The organism is Shewanella loihica PV-4 (genome assembly GCF_000016065.1).
GTDB lineage: Bacteria > Pseudomonadota > Gammaproteobacteria > Enterobacterales > Shewanellaceae > Shewanella > Shewanella loihica.
Genome location: NC_009092.1, coordinates 3,789,092 through 3,808,905, shown reverse-complemented (window position 1 = coordinate 3,808,905; position 19,814 = coordinate 3,789,092). Strand labels below are relative to the sequence as shown.

The window sequence follows — 19,814 nt, the reverse complement described above, 5'->3', positions numbered from 1 at the left end:
AGACTGAATCGTGAAAGAAAGCCTTGTAAAAGAAAAAGGCACCACAGAGTGATGCCTTTTTTCGCGACGCTTATTTCCAAACACGGGGCCGTCTTAGTGCAGCAGACGGGTCCTGATGGTACCGTCGATCGCCTTCATCTCTTCCAGCGCCTCATCGGCCTGATCTGAGTTGACCTCCATTACCACGTAACCAATCTCTGCGGTGGTTTGCAGGTATTGGGCGGCGATGTTGATCCCTTTCTCGGCGAAGGCCTGGTTAATCTTGATCAGAATACCTGGACGGTTGTGGTGAATATGCAGCAGACGCGAGGTGTCTTTATGCTGCGCCAGCGATACCTCAGGGAAGTTGACGGCGGTCATGGTCGAGCCGTTGTCTGAGTATTTCGCCAGCTTGCCTGCCACCTCGATACCGATATTTTCCTGAGCTTCCTGGGTGCTTCCGCCCACGTGTGGGGTGAGCAGGACGTTATCCAGGCCGCGAAGTGGGCTGACAAACTCGTCGTCGTTCGACTTAGGCTCGACCGGGAAGACGTCGATGGCGGCGCCGACGATATGATCGCCGCGGATCGCCTCGGCCAGGGCGTCGATATCTACCACAGTGCCGCGTGAGGCGTTGATCAGAATACTGCCCTGACGCATGGCCGCCAGCTCTTTGCTGCCGATCATGTTCTTGGTCTGCGGCGTCTCTGGCACGTGCAGGCTCACCACGTCGGCGAGGGACAGCAGTTGCTCCAGCGAGTGGATCTGCTGGGCATTACCTAGCGGCAGCTTGTCTTCGATATCGAAGAAGATGACGCGCATGCCTAAGGTCTCGGCCAGGATCCCCAGCTGAGTACCAATGTGGCCATAGCCAATCACCCCAAGGGTCTTGCCGCGGGCCTCGAAGCTGCCATTGGCGCTCTTGAGCCAGCCACCACGGTGGGCCAGGGCGTTGCGCTGTGGAATACCACGCAGTAGCATGATGATCTCACCCAGTACCAACTCGGCGACGGAGCGGGTATTGGAAAACGGCGCGTTGAAGACCGGAATACCCAGTTTTTCGGCGGCGGCGAGATCAACCTGGTTGGTGCCGATACAGAAGCAACCTATGCTGACCAGCTTTTCAGCCTTGTCCAGCACGGCCTTGGTGAGTTGGGTACGGGATCGGATGCCAACGAAGTGAGCATCTTTAATCGAGGCTAACAGCTCCTCTTCCCCCAGTGATGCCTTGTGATATTCGATGTTGTTGTAACCTGCACGCTTGAATACATCTACCGCAGATTGGTGGACGCCTTCCAACAGCAGGATCTTGATCTTATCCTTGTCCAGCGAATGTTTCGCCATGATTTAGGTACCCTCTTGCTCAATTGTTGCTAGGTGAGTATCGCTCTCGGGGACAATTTCTACTCGGCTTTCGCTCTGTGGCCTGATACCAATGAATCTTCGTCGTCTCGCTATTGGCCTGGGGCCAGAGACGATGAGCTTCTACGGATGGCAGGACGCCGAGCCCAGTCGGGCAAGGTTATTTGGAAGCTATACGGTTTCCGGCTGACTTGTGTAGAATGACTACACAGAGCAAGCGTTTTAGCGCAAAGCCCTTTAAACCTTGGTAAAAATGCGCCCAGAAAGGTCTACAAGCCCTGTTCTTGTGGTGATTTTTATCTGTTGCCTGTCAATGCCTCCACAAAATAGCACCTTTTTTGGTCAGTGTGGAGGGCTAGATGGCTAAAGTTATTATTCTGATATTAAAACAATATCATCTAAGGAGTTCTTATTTTGAATAAAAGCACCGTGTGGCTCACAATTTTCTTCGCCGTGCTGATCTGGTCAGGGATAGAACCAAAAGATAGCTTTACCTGGTTTTTAGAGGTTGCTCCCGCGCTGATCGCCCTGCCTATCCTCTTTGTGACCCGCAAGAAGTTTCCACTCACCTCTCTGGCCTACGGCCTGATTCTGATCCACGCCATTATTCTCATGGTGGGTGGGCACTACACCTATGCCGAGGTGCCGCTGTTCGACACCATAGCCGACTGGATGGGCAGCGAGCGCAATAACTATGACAAGGTGGGCCATTTCGCTCAGGGCTTTATTCCCGCGCTGCTGGCCCGTGAGGTGTTTCTGCGCCTCGAAGTGGTGAAGCAGGGGGCCTGGTGCAATTTCCTGGTCTGCTGTTTCGCCCTGGCGCTGTCGGCATTTTATGAGTTGATCGAGTGGTGGGTCGCGTTGGCAACGGGTGAAGATGCCGAGGCATTCCTGGGGACCCAGGGCTATGTGTGGGACACCCAGTCTGACATGGGGATGGCGCTTATTGGCGCCCTAGCGAGCGTGATGCTGCTTTCACGCTGGCATGACAGACTGCTGCTTAAACTGAAAAAGCAATAATAATCTGTAGCTTGCCTATCACATCAGAAGCATTATTATATGCTAATGATGTGATGAGTTAGCTTTATATAACTAATAGTGATAACTATTCTCACTAGAGTTAGTTAATATAGCTGACATACTTTTTTACTAGTCATAAATGGATAAATTAAGTGGTATCTATGACTAGGAGGAATGAAGTTCATAAAGATCAATAACAGGGATAGCTTACTCACATATGGTTAACTGCATTGAGATGCTTTTCAGGGAGAGAAGCGTATGAGTAAAATTGATGAACTGGTTTTTCTACACCAAGATTCAACACCGTGCCATCTGGCCGTTCTGGCTGAATCGATAGGCCTAAAGACACGTATCGCCCGTCAGGTCAGCGACCTGGATCCGGAGCGGGATCGTAACAGTTTCTACCTCATTGCCCAGAAGGGCGCGGCGCTGGACAGCAAGGGCGTGCCCTTGATTGTCGCGCGTCTATTACCCCATGTGCCCATCGCCCTCTATCAGGTCGAACGCGGTAGCCTGGAGCCGGAATCTGCCCTGCTGCTCGGGGTGCGCGGCCTGCTGTTTTCCGATCAGCGTATGGATCTCTCGCTGACCGGATTGCGTAAGATGGTCAACGATGAGCTGTGGTATGACAGACCTTTGATCTCTAAGGTGTTTCGTCAGCTGGTGAGTCGCCAGGACAGTGGCGTAGAGCTGACCCAGGATATGGTCGCCATGCTGCAAAAGCTCACCACTCGTGAGCGCACCATCATACAGTTGGTCTCCAGCGGTGCCCGCAACAAGGAGATCGCCGATCGCCTATGTATCAGCGAGCACACGGTCAAGGCCCATATTTCCTCTATCTTCCGCAAGACTCAGTCTCGTAATCGGGTCGAGCTGCTGCGCTGGTCGCAGGCAAACGCCTGTCACTTCGAGTTTTGTTAATCTATTAATCCTTCATACCCAAGCAAGCTCAGTGTCTGCTGAGCTGGGCTTTGGAGCTAGGCTTTGGGCTAGGCTTTGAGGTTCGCTTTGGCATCTGCTTTTGGCATTAGCTCGTCGCACCGACTAGTAGCACCGGCTCGTAGCATTAGCTGCTGGCATTTGCCTGACGCCTTGGCTTTAAATCCTGGATTTAGCTTACAAACTTTGTCAGGCGGCTGAATCTGGTTTGAATTGCATCGGATTCCCCGCCAGTCCAAGTTGCGGCTTGTCACACTTTCGACATTTCACCTTGTTGCCAGTAGAAAGGTTAAATTGACCTTAAAATAAAACCATGGTTTGTAAAATCGTTGAGCATTTGCACTAATCAGGCTTGGTGCTGGATGTTTGAATGCTCAAACTTATCTATTGTTTTGCTTGAAATTATCTAATCCCATTACGAATGAATCCTGGCGACCTCATGTTTTGTGCCGTGAAACCAATCGCTTAATCACAATTTACTAATATGTATGCCATTTGCTGTACAGATATTAACCGTATTTTATAAACATAATGTTCGCTATTTTGGAATGTGATCTTCGTCACAAATCGGCTTGAGCACTTCTGTAACAATCTCGCCGCACGTTAATAAAAATTAGCGGCATTATTATAAAAATGGGGTTGAACAATGGATAATGTTAAAAAGTTGTCAGTGCTTGCACTGTCAATAGCCGCGGCTTTGCCCGTTTCTGCGAAAGCCGACCTGCTGATCAGCGAGTATGTTGAAGGCAACAGCAACAATAAGGCGATCGAACTGTACAATTCAGGCGACGCCGCCTTAGATCTTACCGGCTACAAGCTGGTGCGCTACAAAGATGGCGATACCAATGCCTTAGATATGGTCGCCCTAGACGGTCTCACCATAGATGCCAAAAAGCTCAAAGTGATCTTACACCCAAGTGCCGAAATCGCCCTGGATAGCGATGTCGACAGCAGCACGGGTAATCTCTATTTCAACGGCGGTGATGCCGTAGCACTGGTCAAAGACGGTGCCGTGGTAGACATCATAGGTGCCGTGCCTACGCCTAGTGGCTGGGGCATGAACGTCACTATGCAGCGCAACACAGATGCCCTTGTTGCATCAAACGTCTTCGTCGAAAGCCAGTGGAAAGTATTGCCTGTCGATACTTTTACCGGCCTGGGTAACCTAGATGGTGCCAGCGCACCAACCGAACCTGAAGCTCCAGCCTTCACCTGCACCGGCGCTAAGATCACACCAATTTACAGCGTTCAGGGTGCAGGCAAGTCTAGCCCACTGATCGCCGACGGCGAGTATGCCTCTAAAGAGGAAGTGACGATTCGCGGTGTGGTAACCGCTCGTGGCGACAGCCTGTTCAAGGGCTTCTACCTGCAAGAAGTTGAGGGTGACAACTCGCCTTACACTTCTGACGGTATCTTTGTCTTCTTAGGCGAAGCGGCCGGCGAAGAGATCCAGCCTGGCGTTGAAGTCTGTGTTCAAGGTCTGGTGAAAGAATACTATGGCCTGACCCAAGTCGATATCAAGGCCGACAAGAAGATCGAAGTAGGTGAGAACGTAGGCGCGCCTGCTGCTCAACCTTTCTATGTGGCCGACGGCGAGAGCCTGGGTGATGCGCTAGAGCGTTTCGAAGGCATGCATGTGGTACTCGATGCCGGTAGCGACATGAAAGTCAGCCGTACCTTCAGCTATGATTACGCCGCCCGTCGTAACAACATGATGTTGTCCCACAAGGCGCCGCTGATGAAGGCGACCCAGCTCTATCCAGCGATGAGCGATGAAGCGATTGCGCTGGAAGCACAAAACCGCGCTAACCAGCTGTTTATCGAGTCAGACTATAAGGCGAAAGATGGCGAAGTCCCTTACTTCCCAACCTTCAATGCCGAGAACGGTTATATCCGTGTTGGCGACCAACTGACTAACCTTCAAGGTGTGGTGAGCTACAGCTATAACGAATACCGCTTGGTGGCAACCAACGAGATCGTGGCGGGTGACTTCATTCGCGGCGATGATCGCAGCGATGCACCAGCCATTGCCACTAAGGGTGATATCCGTGTAGCCAGCTTCAACGTACTGAACTTCTTCAACAATGCGGTTGGTGGTGACGATACGCCTGCCGATAACCGTGGTGCTAACACCGAAGAAGAGATGCTGCTGCAACGCACTAAGATAGTGAATGCCATCACCGCCATGAACGCCGACATCGTTGGCCTGATGGAGATAGGTAACAACGGCTTTGGCGAGAAGAGTGCGATTCAAAACCTACTCGATGCATTAAATGCCGAACTCAGCGATGCCGATGCCTATAGCTTCGTCGAGATCAACGATGCCGATAAATACCAAGGTAAGTTTGTCGGTAGCGATGCTATCACTGTGGGCATGCTGTACCGCGCCGCTAAGGTGACACCGAGTGGTGATGCCTTCTTGATCGCCACACCTGAGCAACACGCTACCGCAGGCGTAGTGACTCGCGGCGAAGGCGACAAGGCGGAACTCAGCCCAGCGTTCGATAAGTATCAACGTCACAGCCTAGGTCAAACCTTCAAGATCCATGACGAGCAGTTAACTGTCGTTGTGAACCACCTCAAGTCTAAGGGCTCAGGTTGTGTCGAAGATTGGGCTAACTATGAAGACAACAGCGATCCAGCGGATCTTCAGGGCAAGTGTAACGAGTTCCGTGTATCGGCCGCTAAGGTCATTGGTGATGCGCTGCAAGACGTGAAGGGTGATCTCTTAGTGATCGGCGACATGAACGCCTACGGCAAAGAAGATCCTATCCGCGTATTGACCGACTTCGATGCCGCAAACAGCGATCGTGACATCATGACCGCCTCTTGGACAACGCTAGATGGCAAGGTATATGAGCGTGAAGGTAGCAAGATTGAGAAGGGCTATGGCCTGATCAACCTAAATACCAAGGTTCATGGCCCAGATACTTACTCATACAGCTACAACGGCGAGTTGGGTAACCTGGACCACGCTTTGGCTAACACTAGCCTGGCCGAGCGCGTACTGGATATTCAAGACTGGCACATCAACGCGGTCGAATCGAACCTGTTCGAATACGGCAGCAAATACACAGGTGAGCTTGCCAAGTCTGAGAATGCTTTCTCTGCATCGGATCACGACCCTGTGATCGTGGCGCTAAGCTACCCAGTGCCTAAGCCAGAGCCTAAGCCTGAGCCGGAAGAAAAGGATGACGGCGGTTCACTGGGTTATCTAGGACTGATGTTACTTGGACTGGCCGGATTGCGTCGCCGCAACTAGTCTGCCAAGTCTCTCCCAAGCCAGCTGTTCTCCCCAGCTGGCTTTTTTTATGCCTGCATTTTACCGTCTAGTCAGTTTCGCCTTAGTGTCATTTAGTCTTTAAGCCTGTAGCTGATGTCACTCGGTTCTGTTTCATCTGTTTAGCCACAAGTTTAGCGCCTTGTTAGCGGCTGTTTTGCTTTGTGTAGCGCCGTCTCGCCATTTCTGCGGCTCAGATAACGCTGTGATATTTTTCTGTTTTTCCCTCACTCATCGGGCTTGTTAATTTGTATTTTCAGGATAAACTGTCGCGCGTTATCGGCCAGGCCCAAGTGCCCAAGCAATGTGCCGACAACGTGATACGGCGCCTTTGATTAAGAGCCTTTGATTCGGCGTCAGCGTTACCAGTCACCCTAGGCCTTCATTCGTCACACAAACCCACTTGATGCGGCCAATTTGGCGGCAAACGAGACTAACAATTCAGGGCGGATGAAGGCCAACCCCAGAGTGTGTTCCAGGTGACGCCTTAACACCCTCGTCTGTTCAACGCAGCATGCCTCGCAAGGCGGTTTCAGCTCCTTATGCTTCAATATCCTAATGCCCTATTTCTTATTGTCCTATTTCTTATTGCCATGTGACGAAGTAGACTAAATGTCACTTTTGATCGTTGTGGAATGAGACATGAGCATTTGGTTTAGACCCGTTACCCTGGAAGATTGCGCCAAGATGGACGCAGGAATGCATGGCAAAGGCACCTTGATGCAGACCCTGGGGATCACCATCAGCGAGATTGGCGACGATTACATGAAGGCGACCATGCCGGCCTCGCCAGCGGTGCACAACCCCTTGGGGATAGTTCATGGCGGCGCCAATGTGGCTCTGGCCGAGACTGTGGCCAGCTATGCGGCCAACTTCGTGGTGGATTTTGAGAACTACTATTGTGTCGGTCAGGAGATCAACGCCAACCATCTTAAGGCGTCGCGCAACGGCATCCTGACGGCGACCGCCAAGCCGGTTCACCTGGGCAAACGCAGTTCGGTGTGGGAGGTGTTGATCCACAACAGCGCCGGTGAGCTCTGCTGTATCTCACGTATGACGGCGGCAGTGGTTAAGCGTCAGGCGATGGTCTGATGGCTGGACGCCAGGAGCGGCACGGCTCTGGCGTACAGCTCGCATGCATCTGACATGCACCTGAATTAGTAAGATAATTTAGTCAGATTGGCTGCCACTTGTGCAGCCCGGTGCCATAATTAGGGAAGATATGTTTAAGGGTTAAGGAGTGCCTATGGAAACGGCAACAATTTGGGAATGGGTCGGCTATCTGGCCTCTGTGGTGGTCGCCATCTCCCTCATGATGTCAAATATCAAGAAGCTGCGTTGGTGGAACCTGATCGGCGCCGCCCTGTTTGTCGCCTACGGCCTGGCCATCGGCGCCCTGCCTGTGGCCTTGGTGAACTTCTTCATCGTGCTGATCGATGCCTTCTATCTGGTGAAGCTGTATCAGGTCGCCAAGGTCAAGCTGGACAAAGACAGCTGATCTGAGCCAACTCAGGCTAAGCGGGGCGATAAGCGCGAGTGTTGACGCTTACTCCCCGCTGCTAAGATCGCGGCGAAAACCCTGTCATCTGATTTTCTATCTATTTAGCTAACTCTCTCCGCTCACTGTTCTTTTCTGATTTCCGGCTTTGTGTCTCTGTTTATCTCTCGCCTTGCCTTGGTATCTGCATCGTTTCTATCTCGTTTCTACCTCGTTTCTATCTCGTTTCTTTCTCATTTCTATCTCGTTTCTACCAATCACTCTTAGGCTGACTCATTAGTTAGCTCGGCTCGTAAAGCGCATACAGATTAGGCATCTAATTAGGAATCTAATTTAGAAACTAAACCTTAATCTAAAAATCAGTTTAAAGTTATCAGTTTTAATCGTTTTATATTTCTCTGAGACTCGACTAATCTTGCTACATCGACAAGTTAATCGCTAAGCGAGTCACTTAACTCAATGGCCTAGCGCTTAACCTGAGCGCTTGGAATGAGTGCTTGAAATGAGCGTTTAGAGGAACAGAGCTAATTTGGAGTAGAGCTAATTTGGAGCAGAGCTATGGTCACAATATTTGATGTTATCGAAGACTGGTTGAGCTGACCAGGCCGCGTAAACGAAAAGCTAAATTTATACCTAAACTAATACCTAAATTTTTACCCAGGCTAAGACCCGAGCCGAGGGCCCAACAAGCTAAACAGGATGGAGCGAATTATGACAACCAACTACTTAACCAGCCAAAATGGCGCACCTATTGCGGACGATCAAAACTCTCTCTCTGCCGGCGAGCGCGGCCCGCTACTGCTACAGGACTGGCACCTTATCGAGAAGCTGGCGCACTTTAACCGTGAGCGTATTCCCGAGCGTATCGTCCACGCCAAGGGCACGGGGGTGTATGGCACCTTCACCCTGACCAAAGATTTGAGCGACTATACCATCGCCGACCACTTCAACGGCGAAGGCAAGCAGACGGAGACCTTCGTGCGCTTCTCGACCGTGGGCGGCGAGATGGGTTCGGCCGACGCCGAGCGCGATCCCCGTGGTTTTGGTCTGCGTTTCTACACCAAGCGCGGTAACCACGATATCGTCGGTAACAACACCCCGACCTTCTTCCTGCGTGATGGCATCAAGTTCCCGGACTTCATCCACACCCAGAAGCGCAACCCTATGACTAACCTGAAAGATCCACAGGCGATGTGGGACTTCTGGTCGCTTAACCCTGAGGCGATGCATCAGGTCACCATCTTGATGTCAGACCGTGGTATTCCGGCTAACTATCGTCAGATGCACGGCTACGGCTCGCACACCTTCTCCTTCTGGAATGCCAAGGGAGAACGTTTCTGGGTCAAGTTCCACTTCAAGTCACAGCAGGGCGTGGTTAACCTGACCAACGAGCAGGCGGACAAGCTTAAGGGGATCGATCCCGACTCGTCACAGCGTGACATGGTGGCGGCTATCCAGGACGCTAACTTCCCGCGCTGGACGGTGAATGTGCAGATCATGCCTGAGGCCGATGCCAACACCTATCACATCAACCCGTTCGATCTGACCAAGGTGTGGCCACATGGCGACTACCCGCTGATCGAGATAGGCGTGCTAGAGCTTAACCGTCTGCCGCAGAACTACTTCGCCGAGGTGGAGCAGGTGGCCTTAGCCCCGAGTAACCTAGTGCCAGGCGTAGGCGCCTCGCCGGACAAGATGTTGCAGGCGCGTCTGTTTGCCTATGCCGATGCCCAGCGCTACCGTATCGGCGCCAACTATAACCAGTTGCCGGTAAACTGCCCTCATGCGACTCAGGCAAACCATCATCAGCGTGGCGGCGCCATGGCGGGAACCCAGTGCCCCTTCAGCGGCAGTCAGACGGGCGGCGATGCCAGCGCCAACTATGGGCCGAACAGCACTCAGTCTGCCCTGGTGGAGCCGACACAGTTTGCAGAACCAGCGCTGAGACTCGATGGTGAAGCCGACCGTTACAGCCGTTATGACCAGGATGACTACACCCAGGCGGGTAACCTGTATCGCATCTTCTCAGAAGACGAGAAGGCTAGACTGGCGGCGACCATCTCAGGCTCTCTGAGTCAGGCGAGCATGGACGTGCAGGAGCGTATGTTGGCTCACTTCTTCAAGGCTGATGAAGACTATGGTCAACGCATCAAGCAGGGCTTAGGTCTTTAAGTAAGGTCTGTAAGTTAAGCTTGTAGATAACCAGGCGTGTACAGCCTGAAAATAGAAAGCCAGTGATCTGAATCACTGGCTTTTTGCTATCCAGCAGGGCTAACGTCCTGCGCCGAGCAGCCTTAACTTAATAGAGCAGGGTGGCCACGCCCAGTAGGGCGAATAGGGCGGCGCAGCCACGGTGGATCCACTTCATCGGCAGCTTCTCGGCGCTGAAGTGACCGGCGATCACTACAGGCACGTTGGCGATCATCATCCCCAGGGTTGTGCCCAGTACCACTAGCGGCAGGGCGTCATACTTGGCAGCCAGCACGACTGTGGCAACCTGAGTCTTGTCGCCCATCTCGGCGAGGAAGAAGAGAATGAAGGTGGCGATGAAGGGGCCCATCTGATAGAAGCGACTCTCTTCGGCATCGACCTTGTCGGGCACCAGAACCCAGAGGGCGATGGCGAAGAAGGAGAAGGCGACGATATAGGTGGCCATCTCTGGGCTTATCCAGTTGATAGCCCACTGGCCAACCCAGGCGGCGGCAAAATGGTTTGCCAGGGTAGATAGTAGTATCCCCAGGATAATCGCGGTCTTATTCTTGAATCTTGCGGCGAGGATAAGTGCCAGCAGCTGGGTCTTGTCACCTATCTCGGCGATAGCGACAGTGAAGGTTGAGGCGAGTAATGCTTCCATCATAGTTCCTAAGGGGGCAAAAATTCCAAGCACGATCCGCCGCCCCCTAATGAATGAACGGTAACCGTGCTCAGGTCTTGCAGAGTAAGAGGTGTTCCCCTTACCGTGAGTACCATGGCATGTGGCCAAGTATGTTGACACTCACTCAAGGCAAATGGCTTTGCCTTGTTAGCTACTCCCCTGAAGCAGTGGCGGCCATTATACCCAAATCCTTTTGAGGTGCAAGGAGGTGCCTGCTCGCTTGGGTGATCACTCTGTAGACAGCTTGTTTCGTGGTTTTTACGCCTTTGTACAAACTTGCATCCGATCAGGCGGCATACCTTGTGCGCCGCCTGTGGCTCTGTTAATGTGCCAAACAGTCAAATTTATAGAGTAAAGGTAGTGATGAAACATACCTATCGATATTGTTACCGATTTAGGCAGCCTCAGGGGCTTAGCTAGATCGTAAGATAGTAAAAGCTAAGCTGTTGAGGCCAACCCGACACGTACTAGGGCAGAGTTCCATAGTTCGGTTAGGAGGCTATCGCTTAGTGTGTTTCATGACTAATTCCCGCCTTCGCAGTCGTTCTAAATCTGACCTTCCAAAAAGAGATAATAAATAAAGACAGGACAATTTTGTGAACTTAAAAATGCTTGGCTCTATTGCCATCGTTGCGGGGACCGCAATTGGGGGAGGCATGTTGGCCTTGCCTCTGGCAACTGCTTCACTGGGGACGATTCCAGCCTTACTACTATTAGTGGCGATCTGGGGGGTATCTATCTATACCTCTCTGTTGATGTTAGAGATTAACTTACGTGCCGGTGTGGGGCTGAACGTCCACGCCATCACGGGCAAGACCTTAGGCAAGGTCGGCCAGCTGATCCAGGGCGGCTCCTTCTTGAGTCTGCTGTTTGCCCTGACCATGGTCTATCTGATGGGCGGTTCCTCCCTGCTGGAGTCTCGCTTCGAACCGCTGGGGATAAAGGTGAACCACGAGGCGGCGGTACTCATCTTTACCTTGGTGTTCGGTGGCTTCATCGCCATCGGCGTCTCCTGGATCGACAAGGTCTCACGTGTGCTCTTTAGCGCCATGGTAGCCCTGTTTGTCATCGTAGTGCTCTTCCTGCTACCCGAAGTCAGCCCAAGCTATATCCTGCGTGAATCGGCCACCGAATTGGTGTCTAAGGGCGAGCTGGGTAACCTCTGGCTGGCGGCTATTCCTGTGGTGTTTACCTCTTTCGGTTTCCACGTCTGTATCGCAACGATTGTGCGCTACCTGGATGGCGATGCCATGTCGCTGCGTAAGGTACTCATGATTGGCTCGACCATCCCCTTGGTGTGCTACATCCTCTGGTTGATGGTGACCCTGGGCACTGTGGGCGGCGCGACCGTGTACGGTTTCGAGGGCTCTCTGCCTAAGCTGGTGTCGGCGCTGCAGGGTATCGCTCACTCAGACATTTTACGTCAATGTATCGATTTGTTTGCAAACCTGGCGCTGATAACCTCTTTCCTCGGGGTGACCATGAGCCTGTTCGACTATATTGCCGAGCTGACCCGCGCCAGAGACAACCTGCTGGGTCGCCTGCAGACCTGGTTGATAACCTTTGTGCCGCCACTGCTGTGCGCCCTCTACTATCCTGATGGTTTCATTAAGGTATTAGGTTTCGCGGCTCTGCCGTTGGTGGTGATGATCATCTTCCTGCCTATCGCCATGGCGCTGGGACAGCGTAAGCAAAATCTGGGCGGTTACCAGGTGAGTGGTGGTCAGTTTGCATTAGCCGCGTCGGCGCTGGTAGGTCTGGTGATTATCGCCGCCCAGCTCTGGGTTGCGCTGTAAAAAGAGGCTGACAATTTGCGCCTAAGCGAAGGGGCAGGGGATTGCTGGAAATACCTGCTTACCTTTTCGCTATTTTGCTAAGCTGTTTGTTACTCAAGAATTTATGATAAAGTCGGGCCATTGCCCGACTTTTTTGTAGGGCTTTTAAGGCTTCATGCGCTGAGGACTTAAAAGACCATTGGGTATTATAAAAATTTTTATAACGATAAAACGGACTTAGCAAATGAAAAAGTTACTCGTGTCAGTGGCGCTCGCCGCTGCCTTCGGCGCTCACGCCGATGAGGGGATGTGGCAGCCCTATCAACTGCCTGCCATGGCAGATGAGCTGAAGGCCAAAGGGCTGGAAATCGACGCCAAATCTATCTCTAAACTCACCGAATTCCCCATGAACGCCGTGATCAGCCTAGGTGGCTGTACCGCGTCGTTCGTGTCGCCAAAGGGCCTGGTAGTGACTAACCACCACTGTGCCTACGGCTCGATTCAATACAACTCGACTCCAGAGAAGAACCTGCTAAAAGATGGCTTCCTGGCGAAGAACTACGGCGAAGAGCTACCCGCTACCCCAGGTTCACGCATCTATGTCACCGAAGCCGTGACCAATGTGACCGGTGAGGTGAAAGCCGGCCTGGAAAACAAGGTAGGCAACGACTTCTATCAGGGCATCGAAGCCAAAGAGAAGCAACTGGTTGCCCAGTGTGAGGCAGATGATGGCTACCGCTGTCAGGTTTACAGCTTCCACGGCGGCCTGGAATACTATCTGGTTAAGCAGCTTGAGATCCGCGACGTGCGTCTGGTGTATAACCCGGCGGCTAGCGTAGGTAAATACGGCGGCGACATCGACAACTGGATGTGGCCACGTCATACCGGTGACTTCTCTTTCTATCGCGGCTATGTGTCAAAAGATGGCAAGCCTGCTGATTTCAGCAAAGACAACGTGCCTTACGAGCCTAAGAGCTTCCTTAAGGTGTCTGCCAAGGGCGTGAGCGATGGCGACTTCGTCATGGTTGCCGGCTACCCGGGTCGCACCAACCGTTACCGCACCGCCAACGAGGTGGAAAACCAGTTTGAGTGGGCCTATCCGGAAGGCAAGATGCTGCGTGAACGCTTCATCGAGATCATCAAGGAAACCGCGCCTGAGGGCAGCGACGAGCGCATCAAGTATGAGAGCCTGATCGCCGGTCTGGCCAACTACGCCAAAAACTTCACCTCGATGATCGAGTTCTATGGCAAGTCGACCATGCTCGACGATCGCAAGGCTCGCGAGGCGGCGCTGACTGCCTGGATCAATAAAGACAGCAAGCGTCAGGCCCAGTATGGTCAAACCATGGCCGAGCTAGACAAGCTGATCAAAGAGAGTCAGGAGCATCAGGCTCGCGACATCATCTTAGGTTATATCGGTTACACCACTATGCTGCCGACTGCCCGTAGCCTCTACCGTCTGGCTAACGAGAAGCAGCTGGACGACATGGCGCGTGAGCCTGGTTATCAGGATCGCGACATGACCCGCTTCAAGTCGGGCCTTGAGCGTATCGACCGTCGTTATGCACCGAGTGTGGATAAGGCCGTGGTACTGGATCTGCTGAGCCGTTACGCCAAGCTGCCTAGCGAAGAGCGTATCCCTGAGCTGGACAAGGCATTCGGCATCGGCAAGAAGTTCGACGCCGCCAAGCTGAGCAAGGTACTGGATAAGATGTACGCCAAGACCGAGTTGGGCGACAAGGCGACTCGTCTTGCCTGGATGGACAAGTCGGTAGCCGATTTCAAGGCCTCTAAAGATCCTTTCATTCAGTTTGCCGTCGCCATGTATGACACTGATATGGCCCAGGAGAAGAAAGAGAAGGAGCTGTATGGCAAGTTGATGAAGGTGCGTCCTCAATATATGGATGCCATCATCGCCTACAACAAGGAGCTGGGTAAGCCGGTGTACGCCGACGCCAACTCTAGCCTGCGTGTGACCGTGGGTCATGTGAAGGGCTACTCGCCACAAGATGGTCTGGTTGCCGTACCTTTCACTCGCCTGGAAGGCATAGTGGCTAAAGACACGGGTGAAGATCCGTTCGACGCGCCTAAGAAGCAGCTTGAGCTGATCAAGCAGAAGCAATATGGTGACTACTATGTGAAATCTATCGACTCTGTGCCGGTGAACTTCCTGTCGACCCTGGATACCACAGGTGGTAACTCAGGTTCACCAACCCTCAACGGCCGCGCCGAGCTTGTTGGCTTGCTGTTTGACGGCGTCTATGAGTCAATCATCGGCGACTGGGGTTACGATACCGACACCAACCGTTCTATCCAGGTAGATAGCCGCTACATGCTATGGGTGATGAAGTATCTGGATCACGCCGACAACCTGCTGGCAGAAATGGAGATTGTTCACTAATTCCAGCGATTAGTGGAGGCGCTGGTGGGATGCTTTTAGTATCTAGTCAGCGTTAAGGTCAAAAGGGCTTAGATGAGAATCTAGGCCCTTTTTTGTTATCTAGTGCTGATGGTTTCTTCGTGATGTATTGAAATGTGCCTATTGGCTCGACGTGGCCTGACGTGGTTTGAATTCAATTAGCCATGCTTTAGCGTTAACCGTTACTGTGGTTAATTGCCTGCCGCAGGCCTTATGTGCAAACATTCTTTTGGCTCGCAGCAAGTCCATCCATGGATGCTCTGCGAAATCATCCCTGATTTCGAAGGCCAAAAGCATGTTTACACTGAGTTATCCATCTCTTCGATTTAGCCGTAATGGATCATCAGGTGAGAAAAAAATCACTTTTGGACATTTCCGTATGGGGGGGAAATTAGCTTTAGATGAATTATTTTTGGTATTGCAAAATACACATTGCTAGTGATCTTTCCCCAAGATTAGTACCAATCCAGTACGAATCGTATGATATTGACTAAGGCCAATACTTATTTCTGCTCATGAAACGTTTTTCTCCAACGGTTTGGAGTGACCGCATAACGTCCTTTGAATTTATCACGGAAGATAAACACCGAACTGAATCCGGTTTTAGTCACTATTTGCTCAATGGTTAGATCAGTAGACTCAAGCAGCTCCTGAGCTAGGTTGAGTCGCTCAGAAGCCAGCCATTCTCCAAAGGCCATCCCTGTTGCCTTATGAAATTTACGGGTAAAGGTACGGCGAGTCATCATCACTGACTCCGCGAGTTCATCGAGAGTATACTTGTGACCAATATCGTTTCTAATTCGCTCCATCAACTCATTGATGCGTAAATCGGATGTTGTTATCGGTATGGGTTGTTCAATAAATTGTGCTTGCCCTCCGTCTCGATATGGTGGAACCACCATTCTTCGGGCAATACGGTTCGCGATTGCACTGCTGTAATATTTACGGAAAACGAACAAACAACAATCAATACCTGCTGCGGTGCCAGCGGATGTAATCACTCCACCATCTTCTACATATAACGCATTGGTATCGAGTAACGTTTCCGGAAAACGTTGAGTGAAATCTTGCTCTAGTTCCCAGTGAGTTGCGGCACGCTTTCCATCTAATAACCCAGCGAAAGCCAGAACATAGCCACCAAGACACAAACCGACTATCAATGTTCCTCTCTCATGAGCAAGACGTAACGCCTCAATTAGCTGATCATTTGGTCGTTCATCAACCGTCCGCCAATAAGGAACAATGATTATGTCAGCCTTCTCCAGTGTATCGAGCTTGGCTCGGGCGTGAATCTCCATCCCTATATCAGACATAATTGAACCTTCCTCTCCCGCAATAAACTGTAGGTTGAAGAAGGCTTCATTCAGAGTATCACGCCCGAACACGATACTTGGGACAGAAATATGAAACGGGCTGAATCCATTAAAAACGATGACCGAAACATTAGGTACGTGCTGCATTGCTTCGGTAGATTGAGTTTTAGGAGATAGAATTCTGGAAGACATTTGCTTAAACCTGATTGCAGAGCTACCACTGATGGTAGCCCCACATATTGCAATTGGAAACTACAGAATGACAGTCTCACCATCTTCCGGGATATACACGAAATCAGTCAGTAAATTGATTTCTGCATAGTCGCGAAGCTCCTGTCTCGTCACGAGTGCGTGGTTTACTGCGCCCATATGAGTAGCAACAATTTTTGCCTGAGGAAGAACAACGTGCGTTTTTAATACATCTTCTTTACCCATGATGATCGGGCCATAGCCAATCACGTGAGCCCAGCCGGTATTCAGAATGATCACGTCTGGCTGTTCACGTTTCATTGTTTCTTCTACCGTCTGTGTCCAGATGGTATCTCCGGCCAGATAGAGCTTTTCTTCATCTGAATGAGATAGTATGACGCCGGTTACTTCAGCCAGCATTTCTCCCAGTTCCTTATTTTCGTAAGCAGCGTCAGAGCCATGCTGACATGCAGTACGAGTGAAAGAAATGCCGTTGTAGTCGGTCTCTTCAGAGAAAATCTGGAGATTAGTAAAACCTTGAGAACGCAGAATTTGCTCATCACCTTCGTGTTGTACAAAAATCAGCTTGTCTTTAGGGATCACATTGACAGCGGTTGCATCCCAGTGATCTGGGTGAGTGTGGGTCAGCAGCACAGCATCAACATTAATAATTTCTTCAATTGAGAGTGGCAGCTCAACCGTTGGGTTGCGCAAATCAGAGTTCACTGTCCCGCCAAACCCCGGATAAGTGTTTTTTGGTGCCAGCATTGGATCAATAAGGAATCGTTTCCCTGCATAGTTGATAATTTGAGTTGCGTTACGAATTTGAGTGATTTTCATATTATTGCTCCAGAATTGTTTTTGTGGAGCCATTTTATGCAAGGGGATATAGCCACAAAAGTGGCTATATGGACACTTATAGATATTATCGGGACAAAATGATATTACTCTTCCAAAGAAAAGGTATTCATATTTTATAACTTTGGAAAAATACGATTGCCATACATATAAGAGATGGAATGGACTTTGTTCAATGGGCACTCAGTATTATTACTAAAATTTGCTTAACAAGGATCGAGGGAATTCGAAGGACGGCTTAGTGTGAAATTCGTTATGGGGCAAAACTAAGTTAGATTTTTGATCCGTTTCCACATGAAATACCGCCAAATCGAAGAGACGTTAGATACCGAGTGTAAACACGTTTTTGGCTCTCGGCGGCATGGACGCCGCCGTGAAGCGTATAGGGATATATTCACAGCGTGCCAAAAACGTGTTTGCACATAAGCCCACCGCAGGTGATAGATTGCCATGAAGGCATGACCTTCAAACACCTTTAGACAAGCATTCAGCCCGACGCCAAGTCATAAATCACACAATCAACAGCCTACTTATATAGGCTACTCACAAACTCATTGGTGGGCTCAGGTAGGAGATCCTGCGGATGATCGCCGCCGAAACTGGCCCATTTACTCTTGCCAGTGTATGACGCGTTGGCGATCTCTTGCTTGGTCTGCGCATCCAAGACGATAAGCTGAATCTCTATGGTGTCAGGGATCCCTGACCATTCGGTTGCCCTGTCTTCCCAGTGAAGAATGATAGGTTTGACAAAGTAGCCAAACTGATTGGCATCGAGCTGTTTTAGGCAGTCATCATCCAGGCAATCGGCCGCTATATTGACCTTACTGGTGTATTTGGAGAAGGCGCTTCGCACAGCATTGGCGGTCATTCGGCCTGAGTTACGATATTCCTGGTTGCCATACCAGCCATCTTTGGGCATGGCGATTAATACGCCTTTGGCGGGATCTAACTTGGCAATGGGGGCCTGTAGCGCCGAGTGTTGATAGGTCGAGCTACAAGCCGTGAGTAATAATGCAGAGGTAAGAAGTGTTATCTTTTTTATCATCGCAGAGCCTTATTCAATTAACCCATTAATCGCCAAATTAGCCTAGCTTTATTCCATGCCTGAGTCCATGAACTGCATCACTAACAAATACCTCATCAAGAAACAAAGACAAAGAGCTCATAGATACCAGTAAAGCCAAATCGAAGAGGCGTTGGATACCGAGTGTAGATACGCCGGTGAGCTTCTGTTTCAGGGCCGAAAATGTTCCTGACATTTTTCGGCATTCCCTACATCCATGTAGGTCAGATGATTTCGCAGAGCGGCCAGGGCCAAATATGTTCCCTACATATTTTGGCATTTCCTCCATCCTTGGAGGTCAGATGGCGTACAGCGTGTCACAGGCGTATCTGCACATACGTCGTTCTTTCATATCTGACCCATAGGGATATGGAGAATGTCGGCCTGATGCAGGGAGCATCACCGACCATGTGATCACGACATTGGTACTTCCATGTACTGCACCCGCCGGGCAGGCGTTAGATGGCGATGAAGGTAAGACCTTCAACAGCCTCTCTAGCATCGATGCAAGTCAAAGGTGCACACCGTGCCAAAAACGTGTTTGCACCTAAGCCCACCGCAGATGATAGACAGCCATGAAGGTTCGACCTTCAATCACCAACCCAATACGAATTAAGCCGGAAGTTACTCTAGCGACTATCCACCCAACAAAGCCCCCCATCAAAGCCCCCCAGCTAAGCTCCCTTAAGCAGGCTAGTGCTTAAGAAAAATGTTCCCATCGTTTCTTAGTGGTCACGAAGACGAGCACGCCGCCGAGCAGCCCAGTCAATGAGCCCATAACGCCAATGCCGATATAGAGGTTAATGAAAAATCCGATGGCGATGACGCAGTAGAAACCATATACGCCTAGCTTCTGCCATCGCCAGATCATGGCGGCCAGGACGACATTCACCAGGCTCATCACTCCGAGAAAATAGAGTATGCCGGTGCTGGCGCTGGGGTAGATCTCTGTGATGGCTTGTGGATTGGCGAAGTAGGTGATGGCGGTCAGCGGATTGGCGATAAACATCAGCACTAAGAAGGCGCTTAGCCAAAATCCGCGCTGCTTTTCTGTGAATGGCTTGCTCGTTTCTGTCGATGTCATGTAACCCCCTAGTGAGTTTTATTTTTATATCGTTTTCTCGCGCAATAATCACTATAGCGCTGGCTTATGACAGGGAATGTGACCCGTCACTAATCCAGGGGATTCAACTGGGATATGGCTAGTATGGTGATGGGCAGCTGGTGAATTGCAGGCAACTGGC

At 51.0% G+C, this 19,814-nt stretch carries 14 protein-coding genes; 8 read left to right on the top strand and 6 right to left on the bottom strand.

The window, feature by feature from the left end; genetic code table 11:
• Nucleotides 1-93 precede the first annotated feature (93 nt).
• Entirely contained in the window at nucleotides 94-1,323 is a 1,230-nt protein-coding gene (gene serA / locus SHEW_RS16540; protein WP_011866992.1) for a phosphoglycerate dehydrogenase, read from the bottom strand.
• 432 nt (nucleotides 1,324-1,755) lie between these two features.
• On the opposite strand from serA, the gene SHEW_RS16535 reads away from it, so the two are divergent.
• The 6 genes from SHEW_RS16535 to katB all read left to right on the top strand — a co-directional run bounded on the left by SHEW_RS16535 (nucleotide 1,756) and on the right by katB (nucleotide 10,250).
• Nucleotides 1,756-2,361, top strand: a complete 606-nt coding sequence (locus tag SHEW_RS16535) for a DUF2238 domain-containing protein (protein WP_011866991.1) — start codon at nucleotides 1,756-1,758, stop codon at nucleotides 2,359-2,361.
• Between the two features lie 258 nt (nucleotides 2,362-2,619).
• Nucleotides 2,620-3,282, top strand: a complete 663-nt coding sequence (locus SHEW_RS16530; protein ID WP_011866990.1) for a helix-turn-helix transcriptional regulator — start codon at nucleotides 2,620-2,622, stop codon at nucleotides 3,280-3,282.
• 664 nt (nucleotides 3,283-3,946) lie between these two features.
• Nucleotides 3,947-6,562: an extracellular exonuclease ExeM gene (exeM, locus tag SHEW_RS16525; protein WP_011866989.1), complete on the top strand. Its 2,616-nt coding sequence runs from the start codon at nucleotides 3,947-3,949 to the stop codon at nucleotides 6,560-6,562.
• A gap of 660 nt (nucleotides 6,563-7,222) precedes the next feature.
• Nucleotides 7,223-7,672 (top strand): PaaI family thioesterase, encoded by a 450-nt coding sequence (locus SHEW_RS16520; RefSeq protein ID WP_011866988.1) that lies wholly within the window; start codon nucleotides 7,223-7,225, stop codon nucleotides 7,670-7,672.
• A gap of 154 nt (nucleotides 7,673-7,826) precedes the next feature.
• Nucleotides 7,827-8,078 carry a YgjV family protein gene (locus SHEW_RS16515; protein ID WP_011866987.1) on the top strand — a complete coding sequence of 84 codons (252 nt, stop codon included), beginning with the start codon at nucleotides 7,827-7,829 and terminating at the stop codon, nucleotides 8,076-8,078.
• A 711-nt stretch (nucleotides 8,079-8,789) separates the two neighbouring features.
• Nucleotides 8,790-10,250 (top strand): catalase KatB, encoded by a 1,461-nt coding sequence (gene katB, locus SHEW_RS16510; RefSeq protein WP_011866986.1) that lies wholly within the window; start codon nucleotides 8,790-8,792, stop codon nucleotides 10,248-10,250.
• A 127-nt stretch (nucleotides 10,251-10,377) separates the two neighbouring features.
• Here the strand turns inward: katB and SHEW_RS16505 are convergent, their stop codons facing one another.
• Entirely contained in the window at nucleotides 10,378-10,932 is a 555-nt protein-coding gene (locus SHEW_RS16505; protein ID WP_011866985.1) for a TMEM165/GDT1 family protein, read from the bottom strand.
• A gap of 617 nt (nucleotides 10,933-11,549) precedes the next feature.
• On the opposite strand from SHEW_RS16505, the gene SHEW_RS16500 reads away from it, so the two are divergent.
• Nucleotides 11,550-12,749, top strand: coding sequence for an aromatic amino acid transport family protein (locus tag SHEW_RS16500; RefSeq protein ID WP_041406728.1), 1,200 nt, complete (start codon nucleotides 11,550-11,552; stop codon nucleotides 12,747-12,749).
• A 223-nt stretch (nucleotides 12,750-12,972) separates the two neighbouring features.
• Nucleotides 12,973-15,129, top strand: a complete 2,157-nt coding sequence (locus tag SHEW_RS16495) for a S46 family peptidase (RefSeq protein ID WP_011866983.1) — start codon at nucleotides 12,973-12,975, stop codon at nucleotides 15,127-15,129.
• 521 nt (nucleotides 15,130-15,650) lie between these two features.
• Here the strand turns inward: SHEW_RS16495 and SHEW_RS16490 are convergent.
• The 4 genes from SHEW_RS16490 to SHEW_RS16475 all read right to left on the bottom strand — a co-directional run bounded on the left by SHEW_RS16490 (nucleotide 15,651) and on the right by SHEW_RS16475 (nucleotide 19,654).
• Nucleotides 15,651-16,652: a GlxA family transcriptional regulator gene (locus SHEW_RS16490; RefSeq protein WP_011866982.1), complete on the bottom strand. Its 1,002-nt coding sequence runs from the start codon at nucleotides 16,650-16,652 to the stop codon at nucleotides 15,651-15,653.
• 60 nt (nucleotides 16,653-16,712) lie between these two features.
• Nucleotides 16,713-17,489 (bottom strand): MBL fold metallo-hydrolase, encoded by a 777-nt coding sequence (locus SHEW_RS16485; RefSeq protein WP_011866981.1) that lies wholly within the window; start codon nucleotides 17,487-17,489, stop codon nucleotides 16,713-16,715.
• 544 nt (nucleotides 17,490-18,033) lie between these two features.
• Nucleotides 18,034-18,552, bottom strand: coding sequence for a DUF4823 domain-containing protein (locus tag SHEW_RS16480; protein ID WP_011866980.1), 519 nt, complete (start codon nucleotides 18,550-18,552; stop codon nucleotides 18,034-18,036).
• Nucleotides 18,553-19,270: 718 nt separating this feature from the next.
• Nucleotides 19,271-19,654: a hypothetical protein gene (locus SHEW_RS16475; RefSeq protein ID WP_011866979.1), complete on the bottom strand. Its 384-nt coding sequence runs from the start codon at nucleotides 19,652-19,654 to the stop codon at nucleotides 19,271-19,273.
• Between the last annotated feature and the right edge of the window lie 160 nt (nucleotides 19,655-19,814).